The sequence below is a fragment of the Alteromonas sp. Cnat3-28 genome, from assembly GCF_022348265.1.
In the GTDB taxonomy this organism is placed as follows: domain Bacteria; phylum Pseudomonadota; class Gammaproteobacteria; order Enterobacterales; family Alteromonadaceae; genus Alteromonas; species Alteromonas macleodii.
Map to the genome: position 1 here is coordinate 174826 of NZ_JAKREY010000010.1, position 11569 is coordinate 186394.

At 45.0% G+C, this 11569-nt stretch carries 7 protein-coding genes; 4 read left to right on the forward strand and 3 right to left on the reverse strand.

Going from position 1 to position 11569, the window contains the following annotated elements; genetic code table 11:
• Positions 1-4: 4 nt before the first annotated feature.
• Both MHM87_RS12305 and MHM87_RS12310 read left to right on the forward strand, forming a co-directional pair.
• Entirely contained in the window at positions 5-2194 is a 2190-nt protein-coding gene (locus MHM87_RS12305) for a M3 family metallopeptidase (RefSeq protein ID WP_061094034.1), read from the forward strand.
• Positions 2195-2602: 408 nt separating this feature from the next.
• A complete protein-coding gene (locus MHM87_RS12310; protein WP_239259306.1) occupies positions 2603-4513 on the forward strand; it encodes a methyl-accepting chemotaxis protein in 1911 nt (636 codons plus the stop codon).
• Between the two features lie 60 nt (positions 4514-4573).
• On the opposite strand, the gene MHM87_RS12315 is transcribed toward MHM87_RS12310, so the two are convergent.
• Complete coding sequence (locus tag MHM87_RS12315) at positions 4574-5161, reverse strand: hypothetical protein (RefSeq protein WP_239259308.1); 588 nt, start codon at positions 5159-5161, stop codon at positions 4574-4576.
• A 258-nt stretch (positions 5162-5419) separates the two neighbouring features.
• Entirely contained in the window at positions 5420-6271 is an 852-nt protein-coding gene (locus MHM87_RS12320; protein ID WP_239259310.1) for a hypothetical protein, read from the reverse strand.
• A gap of 210 nt (positions 6272-6481) precedes the next feature.
• Here MHM87_RS12320 and MHM87_RS12325 point away from each other — a divergent pair, with 210 nt between their 5' ends.
• Entirely contained in the window at positions 6482-8299 is a 1818-nt protein-coding gene (locus tag MHM87_RS12325) for a sodium:proton antiporter (protein ID WP_014975447.1), read from the forward strand.
• Positions 8300-8593: 294 nt separating this feature from the next.
• Here the strand turns inward: MHM87_RS12325 and MHM87_RS12330 are convergent, their stop codons facing one another.
• On the reverse strand, positions 8594-9904 hold the full coding sequence (locus MHM87_RS12330; protein ID WP_239259312.1) for a 3-deoxy-D-manno-octulosonic acid transferase: 1311 nt from the start codon (positions 9902-9904) through the stop codon (positions 8594-8596).
• A 396-nt stretch (positions 9905-10300) separates the two neighbouring features.
• On the opposite strand from MHM87_RS12330, the gene MHM87_RS12335 reads away from it, so the two are divergent.
• A complete protein-coding gene (locus MHM87_RS12335) occupies positions 10301-11410 on the forward strand; it encodes a glycosyltransferase family 4 protein (RefSeq protein WP_239259314.1) in 1110 nt (369 codons plus the stop codon).
• The last annotated feature ends 159 nt before the right edge of the window (positions 11411-11569 follow it).

Consider the following 11569-nt stretch of genomic DNA (forward strand, 5'->3'; position numbering starts at 1 on the left):
ACTCATGGGTAAATTTAAATCATCACTCACCGCTATGGCGGTTGTGGTTGCACTCGGTGCATGTTCAGAACAAAAAGCACCTGAGACCACCAGCACAGATGTACAAAATACAGCGACATCTCAACAAGCACAGTTTGATAACGTGCTGCTTCAAGAGTTTAAAGGCCCGTACGGCGGTGTGCCTGCTTTCGATAAAATGAATTTGGAAGATTTGAAGCCTGCGCTAGAAAAAGCCATGGAACTGAATCTTAAAGAGATCGAAGCCATCGCAAATAACGAAGCGCCACCAACGTTTGAAAACGTCATTGTTGAAATGGAGCGTGCAGGTGCAGAGCTTGGACGCGTATTCACGTATTACGGCATTTGGAGCTCAAACAAGTCTAGCCCTGAATTCCGCGAAATTCAGGCCGAGATGTCACCAAAACTGTCAGCCTTCTTCACTCAAATTACGCAAAATGAAAAACTCTTTGAAAGAGTGAAAACGGTGTACGAGTCTGATGAACTGAAATCGCTCACGCCAGAAGAACAGCGTATTACGTGGATGACTTACAACAGCTTCGCGCGCAACGGTGCAACGTTAGATGGCGAAGCGAAAAAGCGCTATGCTGAAATTAACCAAGAACTTGCTACGCTGCACACCAAGTTTTCTAACAACGTGCTAGCAGACGAAGAAAACTACGTTACTTATATTACTGAAGACCAGCTTGACGGCCTACCCGCTTCGTTTGTAAAGGCAGCTAAAGCGGCAGCAGAGTCTCGCGGCGAAGAAGGTAAGTATGCGATTACCAATACGCGTTCGTCTATGGACCCGTTCTTGACCTACTCAACCAATCGAGAGCTTCGCGAAAAAGTATGGCGTACTTACTACAACCGCGGTGACAATGCCGACGAGTTTGATAACAATGACATTATCAAGCGCATCCTAACCCTTCGAGATGAGCGCGTTGAGCTGTTAGGTTACGAAAATTACGCACAGTGGCGTTTAGAAGATCGTATGGCGAAGACCCCAGAAAACGCCATGGATCTGATGATGAAAGTATGGCCTGCCGCTATTGCTCGCGTTGAAGAAGAAGTGGCCGACATGCAGGCCATTGCCGATGAAGAAGGTGCAGACATCACTATTGCGCCATGGGACTACCGCTTCTATGCAGAAAAAGTGCGCCAAGCGAAGTACGACCTAGATTCAAACGAAGTAAAGCAGTACTTACAGCTTGATAAGCTGCGCGAAGCAATGTTTTACGTTGCAGGTCGCTTGTTCAACTTCAACTTCACACCTGTTGAAGAAGGCAAAGTACCCGTTTTCCACGAAGACGTGAAAGTATGGGAAGTAACTGACAAAGACAGCGGTGAGCATATCGGTCTTTGGTACCTTGACCCATTCTCACGCCAAGGTAAACGCTCTGGTGCTTGGGCAACGACGTATCGCTCTTACACCACGTTCGATGGCAAGAAGACCGTATTGTCTTCAAACAACTCGAACTTCGTGAAAGGTGCTGATGGCGAAGCTACACTTATTTCGTGGGATGATGCTGAAACCTACTTCCATGAATTTGGTCATGCTCTTCACTTCTTAGCGTCTGACGTAGAATACCCGTCTTCGCATTCTGGCGTACGCGATTACACTGAGTTCCAGTCTCAGTTATTAGAGCGCTGGTTGACCACCGATGAGGTAATCAACAATTATCTGGTTCACCATGAAACAGGCGAGCCAATTCCAGCAGAACTAGTTGAGAAGATTAAGAAGGCCTCAACCTTCAATGAAGGCTTCAAAACCACTGAGTACATGGCTTCTGCCATAATGGACCTGAAGTATCATACTACCGATCCTAGCAAGATTGACCCTGATACTTTTGAGCGTGAAGAGCTTAAGAAGCTTGGTATGCCAGAAGAAATCGTTATGCGTCACCGTTCACCTCACTTCGGTCACGTGTTCTCGGGTGAAGGTTATGCTGCGGCCTATTACGGCTACATGTGGGCAGAGGTTCTTACTGCTGACGCAGCAGAAGCCTTTATGGAAGCACCGGGTGGTTTCTACGATAAAGAAGTAGGTGATCGCTTAGTGAAATATCTATTCGCCGTACGTAACGCAATGGATCCAGCTGAAGCATATCGCAAGTTCCGTGGTCGTGACGCCAAGGTAGACGCATTGATGCGTGACCGTGGTTTCCCTATTCCTAAGGAAAGCAAAGAGTAAGTTAACACACTTACCCTTCCTAGGACCTGTTGTTATTCGCTGTACATCAAAGAGCAACAGGCCCTAGCTGTGGCTAATTAAATATTTAGCTTCAGTACGCCATTGGCCCTCTTGTTTTCTTCGTAAAGCAGAGGGCTTTTTTGTAACTGACGTTTTTGTAAAGCCTCATCTTTCTATTGACCTATTGGTCAATTATGCTTCACAATCTCTTTGCCCTAGCAAAAAGTATAAACTTTGCAGGGAAAAGGTCGATAACTTGTCTGCGCTTAAAAAATAAAAATAGCACTAGCGTAAGAATCAGAGAGTAGTACTGACCCGCCTAGGACTCAGTATCAGACGTTGCTGTGCCTGCAATGCCACGTCACCCTTGATCATAAATTTCAGCATTAACTTACGTGGTCGAAAGTCATGACTTTCAGTATAAAACAAAAACTCATTATTTCTCTTATTGTGGCGGTGCTCGCTGCTGCTATTCTTGTAGGTTCTATTAGCCAATGGATTGCCCGTGATCTCGTTAAAGAGAACATGGAAGAACTTCAGCTTCCTTCATTACTTAAACAGGTTGGTAACCGAGTGGACAGGGAAGCAAGTGTAATGCTTACCGTTGCTCACGGCATTGCTTCTAACCCCGACATTCTTGCCTGGTCGTCGGCAGGCGCAGATAGCGCTGGCGAACGCCGTCTCCTTAGCTATTTGAGTAATATCGTTGAATTTAACGATTTAACGGTAGCCTCATTTGTAGACAGAACCACCTACAAATATTGGAACCAAGATGGTTTCTTGCGGGTGCTACAAAACGATGAATTTGATGGGTGGTTTTTCGCTTACAAAAATAGCGGCGAACCAATTTCACTAAGCCTATACAACGAACCGGGTCAAGGTTACCGACTTTTTGCGAATTACCAGCAAGTAAACGGCAGAGGTATGTCGGGTGTCGCTAAATCGGTCGATGAGCTGCTAGATATCATCAATGCGGTGAAAATTGCGCAAACCGGCTTTGTCTTTCTTGTTGACGGAAACGGCACCATTATCGCGCATCCCAATACCGAGTTATTAGGAAAGGCTAAGTTAGCGTCCATAAGCGATTCAAGCACATCAGGGCAACTACTCAATCGTCAGAGTTTTGCTATGGCCACCAGCGACGCGGCAGGCGACACGCAACTGTTTGCCAGTACCTATGTGGAGAAAGCCGGTTGGTACGTGGTTGCACAAGTACCCGAGCATGAGCTTTACGCATCACTAAATGCAGGCAGTCGCCAGATTATTATTTGGGCTTTGGTGATAGCAGGCGCTTTCGCACTTATTGGTATTTGGCTAGCAGGCACGCTTACCAAACCACTTGAATCACTGGCCGATGTTTTCCAGCAGCTTGGCAGAGGACAAGGCGACTTACGCTCTCGTATTCCTATGCCAGAACAAAAGGAAATTGCCCGATTAGTGGAAGGGTTCAATAACTTTATTGATCACCTTCACGGCACCATTTCGCAAGTGGCGAAAACAAGTCACGCACTAAAGGCATCAGCACAAGATGTTGCGAAGCAGTCTCATCAAACAGAAAACTCTACCAAGAGCCAGCGCGATCAAACCTTACAGGCGGCAGCCGCGCTAACAGAGATGGGCAGTACGGTAAATGAAGTAGCCCAGTCAGCTACCCATGCTGCGCAAAATGCGAATATGGCAACAACTAATTCCGCTCACGGTCGAGAAATTACCCAACGTGCGGTGCACGCGATAAACGGTCTTTCGGATCAAATTCAAGATGTGTCTCGGGTTATTCAATCGCTAGATGAACACACCGCAGCCATTGGCGGTATCCTCGATACAATTCGAGGTATTTCAGAGCAAACCAATTTACTTGCGCTAAATGCTGCTATAGAAGCAGCTCGGGCTGGCGATCACGGCCGAGGCTTCTCAGTCGTTGCTGATGAGGTGCGAACACTTGCACAACGTGCCGCTCAAGCGACTGATGAAATACAGGTGAAGATCGATAAGTTCCAGCAAGACTCTAAATCTGCCGTTTCGCAAATGGAGTCAAGTCGCGCACGCACAACCGATGTGGTAACCGCAACCAATGAAATAGACAAACTGCTTCAAGATATCGCCGAAGAGATTGCTCACATTAATGATGTGAACACGCAAGTAGCGACGGCTACGGAAGAGCAAGCTACGGTGGTTGAAGATATCAGTCGAAACATTAATGACATTAGTGCATCAAGTGAAGAAACCCTGAATGCGACTAAGATATTGGTTAGCGTGAGTGACAAACTCGATGAACTGGCGCAAGAACTCTCGTCTGAAGTGAGCAGATTTAAGCTTTAAGTTTACTTATGTCTTATGAATGGCAAAGCGGTGAGATAACACAACCTTATGCGCCACCATTTAGAAAGTGATGGCGTATTCTACTTTTACTTGATTGTCACGGCTGGAGCGCCATGGCAATTGCATTGATGCTCCTTCACTTTCCCACGACTCTCTCATAGCTCCAACAGTAAGAAGGTGCTTGTCTTCCTTGAATGGAATTTCTACGTAAAGGCCTGCTGATGTACTGGTAGGCAGACGAATTGTATCGGCAACCGGAATGCTCATCTCATGACGGGGGCGTACTTTATGGCTTAACCCCAACCGATAATCACCTCTATCCCACCAGCTAACCACTTCAAATTCGTGGCTTCTGACACGCTGAGACATAACACCGTAGTCAAGCAACCCTTTGTTGTAATGGACAATGGCTTCAATGTTAAACATTGGCGCCAGTTTTTGGCTAAATGCAAGTTGATACTGCTTTTGTTTGCAGCCTTTGAACTTAATTTTATTTTTAGTGAGAGTTAGGGAAAACGTATCGTCACTGTCTGAATATTTGTTGAGCCATTCTTGTGCCTTTTCGACCACAGAGCCATTAGCTGCACCCGCCAATAAAAAACATGGACAAAAGCACATTGCTAAAAAGGACTGGTTCAATCGTCTCATTTTTCGCTGCCTCTCAAATTGTGGTTGGCTACAACTTATTCGATCACAATTTCAGTATAGACAGGAAAGTAGGCAGTTGGGTATTAGCCATTTTACTAACATCGACTAAAAGATAACTTTAAAAGAACAGCTGCTGACAATGAAAGAGCGCTTATTCACAACCGTGAATAAGCTTGGGGGGATTGGCTGCCAGACTTCAATCAGCTCGCTTTTTTATGGCGTTGCTCGTTACGGCGTTACCTGTTTTGGCGCTTCTTGTTATGGCATTACTCTGGCGCTAGACAACGATGCTTTGCGCCCTTCCGTAGCTTCTTCGCTGAACCAATATGTGCCGCTATTATCCACGCATATGCCTTCAACTTGTTTATATTGCTCAAGCGGCCATACATCAAGAAGGGCAAAGTCGCTTGATACTTGAGCCATGAAAGTAGCAAAGTTTCCAAATGGATCTGATTTGTAGCCGGTGATAACAAACCTATTTTGGTGCAGATCGAAGTCTACCCCAGTTACCACGCCCGGCAGTCCATCAATGGACGCAAACGTACTAATGGTTTGCTCAGCTTCGTCTTCGTTCACTTTATAGATATGGGTTATACCAGTTTTCCAACTTTTAGAAAAAAGAAGCAGGTCATCGCCATGCTTAACCATCGCCTCTGAGTCAAAATCATGTGCATAAGGAATGTTATTCGAAGCGTCATTACCCTCGTATTTCAATGTAATAGAGGTGATGTCATTCACATTTGAGCGGTTTACTTTATGTATTTCGACCTGCTCTCTTTTGCCTTTATTGTTTCCCACATCCGCAATGTAAAACGATGAAGCGTCAGCGGTTATTGCTTCCCAGTCTTTATTGGTGAGCGGTAAGCGCGTTCGTTCAATAATTTCACCCTGGTAATTTATACGATAAATGACGGGAGCATTACCTGAGTCATTTAATGAATACATGCCGTCCGTTTCGCAAAATAGACCCGATGTTTCTGAAAGTTCTTCCGGCAACTCAACAATATTTTCTATTTGTAACTGTGCAGAAGGGATGGGATATTGAACTGCGCATGCCGATGCTAGTACAAGCGATGCTGATAAAGCCGCGAATTTAAAGTGAGTGTTCAATGAAAGGCTCCGAAAAGAACGATAAGTGACGAATAATATCAAACCTACCCACTCTCTAACATGCATTTTAGTGCGCTAAATAAGGTCTATTGGTCTAAACTTTTAGCCCAAGCGTATATCGCTATAAACATAGGTTGGCCTAAAGTCTCTGTATGACAAATGTTTAGGCTGATATACCATGGAATAATATCAACACGTTAAGGACTCACTTTGTCAGACCCGCTTCTTTCACTCGTTGCAGTTGGATTGCTGTCAATTACCTGCCAATACTTAGCCTATAAGGTTAGGCTCCCTGCTATTTTACCGTTGTTAATTGTCGGTATTGTGGTTGGCCCTGTTTTTGGCGTGCTCAATGCGGACGACTTATTCGGTGATTTGCTGTTTCCTGTCGTTTCTCTCTCTGTTGCCATTATTCTTTTTGAAGGGTCACTGACGCTGAAGTTCAGCGACATCGCGGGTCACGGTAACATGGTTCGAAACCTTTGCTCTGTGGGCGTGGTTGTAACCTGGCTTGTCGCAGCCACTGCAGCGCACTACAGTCTTGATCTTACTTGGCAGCTATCCTTCCTATTCGGAGCCATTGTTACCGTAACAGGCCCAACGGTTATAGTGCCCATGCTCAGAACCGTGCGACCGAAAACGAATTTGGCCAATATCTTACGCTGGGAAGGGATTGTCATAGACCCTATCGGCGCTCTGCTCGCCGTACTGGTTTTCGAGTTTATCGTTGCATCGCAAGAAACCGCCATTACCCATACGCTAATAGCGTTTGGCAAAACCATTGGAATTGGCTCCGTACTTGGTCTCGCTTCTGGCTATCTGCTTGGTCTGTCTATTCGCAAAGACTGGATACCGCACTATTTGCTTAACACCGCAGTGTTAACCGTTATTCTGGGTGTGTTTGCAGCGTCTAATTATGTTGCGCACGAGTCTGGCCTTTTGGCGGTTACCATATCTGGTATGGTACTGGCCAATATGAAGGACGTAGACGTAGAAGACATTCTTGAGTTTAAGGAAACCCTGAGTGTTTTACTTATTTCAGGCTTATTTATTCTGCTTGCCACGCGTTTGAACTTACAATCGGTAGTGGATGTAGGTTGGGGCTCCGTTGTAGTGCTTGCCGCCATAATGTTTGTGGCTCGGCCTTTGTCCGTATTGGCGTCCTCCGTCGGTACCGGACTCAAGTTAAACGAATTAGCCTTGCTAAGCTGGATTGCACCTCGCGGTATTGTTGCAGCGGCGGTATCAGCCCTTTTCTCTTTAAAGCTTGAAGAAATTGGCTATGAAGGTGCGGGTATCATTGTTCCTATTGTCTTTATGGTGATTATTGCAACAGTAGTGGTACAGAGCCTTACTTCACGCACTGTTGCGTCGCTACTTAAGGTGAGAGCGCCTGCGCCAACTGGCTATCTGATTTTCGGTGGCAGTAAATTCAACCGCGCCTTAGCGACGGAAATGATAAACCAAAAGCTAGACGTTACCATTGCAGATACTAACTGGGACGCAATAAGAGAAGCGCGTATGAAGGATATCCCAGTATATTTTGGCAACCCAATGTCTGACCATGCAGCGCGACATCTTGATCTGAATACATTCGGTACCGTGCTGATTATGTCGCCTTATAAGCAGCTTAACCCACTTATTGCTTATCACTTTGAATACACGATGGGCAAAGACAAAGTATGGGCGCTGACAAATAACGAACAATCTACGCGACCAAGTCACCAAGTTAGCGAACAATACGCGAAAAAACTTACTCTGTTCGATGAAGGCGTTACTTATGGGTATTTAGCATCGGCCATTGCCCGTGACTCAATGGTGAAAACCACCCGTTTATCTGAAGAGTTTACTTACGAGCAGTACATTAAACAGTATGGTGAGCGCGCTACACCTCTCATTGCGATCAACGCTGAAGGTAAGAGCTATACTTTTATCAACGGTAACAGTATTCAGCCTAAAGCAGGATGGCGTGTGATTAGCTTGATTGAACCAGAACGAAAAGAAGAAAAAGTAGAAGTGCAAAAGTAAGAAAACCTCCTGCCCACCGGCAGGAGGTCTCTCCCTGGAAAACGCGCAACGCAGTGCCCTTTTTAAAAGGTGCATATTTATTTGGATTTTACTGTTGTTACGCTGTCGCACACTTTATAGCAAGCAGCGAACCAACTTTAACAATCCCCGTATAATCAAATAGATAGCTAAAAACCAAGTCCCTATTCATTATCTTTTAGCTGTCACAGCGCCTAATTTGGTGCATCAGACGCACAAATGCGGGGTTCCTTTTTTGTTCAATAACAACGAGTTGCTGTTTTTGACTGACGGCATTTAACGAATACTGCGATGTATACACGCTAAAGTAGAATCTAACGCGCCGCTGTTATCCTGTAGTACCTTTTTACCGGCCATTCCCGCTTTTTCAGCTTTACTGGGTGATTCAAGCCATTCTTGTACCGTTGAAGAAACGCGAGAAGCATCTTCTACAATGCTTAATGCGCCACATTCTTTTAAATAGTCGCAGATAACAGGGTTATTATAGGTGTGTGGCCCCATCATTATTGGCAACGAGAATGCTGCCGGCTCAAGGGCATTATGGCCGCCTCTATCGGCAATAGAGCCGCCAACAAAGGCAAATGTTGCTACCGCATAAGCATGATTTAACTTACCCATTTCATCCAACAGGATAACGTTCACATCGTCTGGAACGTTATCCACCTCTGAACTTTTGACGAAGTTCAAATTATGCCTTTCAAGTAATTTTGCTACGGCTTCAAAACGCTCTGGATGGCGAGGGACAATAATCACCCGTAGTTGAGGGTTCTCGTCCCATAAAACCTTTGCAGATTCAACGATAACGCTCTCTTCAGGTTCGTGCGTGCTGCCTGCAACTAGTATTGGCCTTGCACCCTTAGCTAACCCAAGAAAATGTGCAGAAGAGCTCGCTGTATTTGTGGCTTGATCAAACTTAATATTATTCGTGAGGGTTAGCTTATCTTGCGCAACACCAAGCCATGCATAATTATCATAGTCTCTCTGCCCTTGAGCACATACGTGAGATAGCTTAGCCAACATAGGGTTAAATAGTTGTCCGATTTTTTTATAACGTTTAGCCGAGCGCTCAGTCATGCGAGCATTTATTACCATAACGGGAATATTGCGCTTCCAGCACACGTGAATAAGGTTTGGCCATAGTTCAACTTCTGTAATCATTACTGCTTTGGGCTTAATGCGTTTCAGCATTGAAGACATAGTCAGCGACAAATCATAAGGCAGATAGAAATGGTGAACGGTGTCTTTGAATATATCTCGAACGCGAGCAGAGCCTGTAGACGTGGTTGTAGTTACGGTTATTTGCGCGTCTGGCTCGTGTTGCATTATTCGCTTTATTACGCATGAAGCAGCCACGACTTCCCCCACTGAAACACAGTGAAACAAATAGCCATTCTGCTTGAGCGGCTTTGGGACTATACCAAAACGCTCAAATCTCCCTCGATGCGAGTCATCGCTTGCTTTCGTGGCTTTTATTAATAAATGAATAAATGCGAAGGGAATGGCAATCGCCAATACAAGCGAATATCCCCACCGGCAGAGCGTTTCAAGTAGAGTAGGTTTATAGCCACGTGTATTGGCAACAACCATAAATACATCCTTTTTGATACAGATACTTCGACGGCACGACTACAAGTGATCGACTATCGATGTTGAATTATGCTTTTCAAATACGGTGTGCTGGGCACTGCGGAAACACCCACTTCCAGCGGTAAGCAGGTAATTCTAGCTATCTAGTGCCGCAGTTCCCGATAGATTCTTTCGACATTGTAGTGGCTAAATAGCCCGCGTCTAGGGCAAAGCGACCTATACGTAAGTAAATAGTGTATTTGAGAAAGGCAATAATATATTGATCACTCGCTTTATGCGTATAGTGGTGTTTAAACAGCAGGGTGTTACCACAACCATATAAGAAAAGCCGCAAAAAACGGTCTTAAATACAAAAGCAGCGTATACAGAATATTAAATAAATTTTAAGGAAGGCATTTGAGTATACGCGTTCTTCACATTGAACTTGGCATACATCTTCACGGTGGCGCAGAACAAGTTGCATACCTCATCAATGCGTTAGAGCACCATGATGATATATCACTTCACTTGGTTTGCGCTGAAGACAGTGAGATTCGTCATACGGCTTTTGGGCATTGTGAAACGCATACCATTAAGTATGCCGGTGAGTCAGACTTCCTATGTGTAAAGCGTTTACTGGAAGTCGTAAATGGGGTTAACCCAGATATTATTCATGTACACAGCGAACGGGGTTCGGATGTATGGGGTGCCATGCTCGCCAAAATTTCAGGTGTTCCTACGGTTTGCACAAGGCGAATAGATAACCCCGAAACTCACTTTTCATTTTATAAGTACAAACAGTTCGATGCAGTTATCAGCGTATCTGAAGGTGTGAGGAAAGTGGTTTCACTACATTGTGAAGGCGTAGAACATCAGCGCGTTATATATCCAGCAGTAGACTTAACAGAGTATTCCCAACGCAAAGATAGCGGTTGGCTGCGACGTACATTCTCTATTCCTGAAGACCATATCGTCATTGCAAACTTCGCTCAGTACATATCTCAAAAAGGGCAAGCGGATATCATTTTGGCTATGCACGATGTATTGAACAAGCATGAAAATGTAACCTGTTTATTGTTTGGCGAGGGAAATCTAAAAGAGAGCTATCAATCACTTATAGAACGCCATAAGCTAGACGAGCATGTGAAGCTTTGCGGTTTTACTAAAGAGGTAGCCAAAATACTCCCTAATGTAGATATTCTGGTTCATCCTTCCTATTCAGAGGGTTTAGGCGATATTTTACTTCAGGCAGGTGCTAATAAATGTGCAGTGTTATCTAGTCCTGTAGGGGGAATACCCGAAGTTATCAAGCATAAGGAAACAGGTGTTATGGTAGCGCCGGGAGATATTGACGGAATTGGGGAGAGCTTAATTAGTCTAATTGAAGCCCCTGATGAAAGAGCACAGTATGGAGAGGCTTTGTATAAGCTTGTCACAAGTAAATTTGGTATAAAAAGGATGTCCAATGCCTACGCTGATTTATACAAGACATTGCTGTCTGACAGTGCTGGGCAAGCTCGTGCTTAACATGGGTGAATCAAGACTGAAAAACGCCAGATACAAAAATGTATGGTCCGCCTCGTTATTGCAATAATCAATTTCGATAACGGGGTTGGTTATGCGCTAATGTATTCGGAGTCTGATTAGGCGCTCACGCAACCCGCTCCACGATGAGATCCGCGCTGG

What these genes read in the sequence shown, in the direction of transcription:
- MHM87_RS12310 (WP_239259306.1), top strand. Translation starts at nt 2,603, where the DNA reads ATGACTTTCAGTATAAAACAAAAACTCATTATTTCTCTTATTGTGGCG.
- MHM87_RS12315 (WP_239259308.1), bottom strand. Translation starts at nt 5,161, where the DNA reads ATGAGACGATTGAACCAGTCCTTTTTAGCAATGTGCTTTTGTCCATGT.
- MHM87_RS12305 (WP_061094034.1), top strand. Translation starts at nt 5, where the DNA reads ATGGGTAAATTTAAATCATCACTCACCGCTATGGCGGTTGTGGTTGCA.
- MHM87_RS12330 (WP_239259312.1), bottom strand. Translation starts at nt 9,904, where the DNA reads ATGGTTGTTGCCAATACACGTGGCTATAAACCTACTCTACTTGAAACG.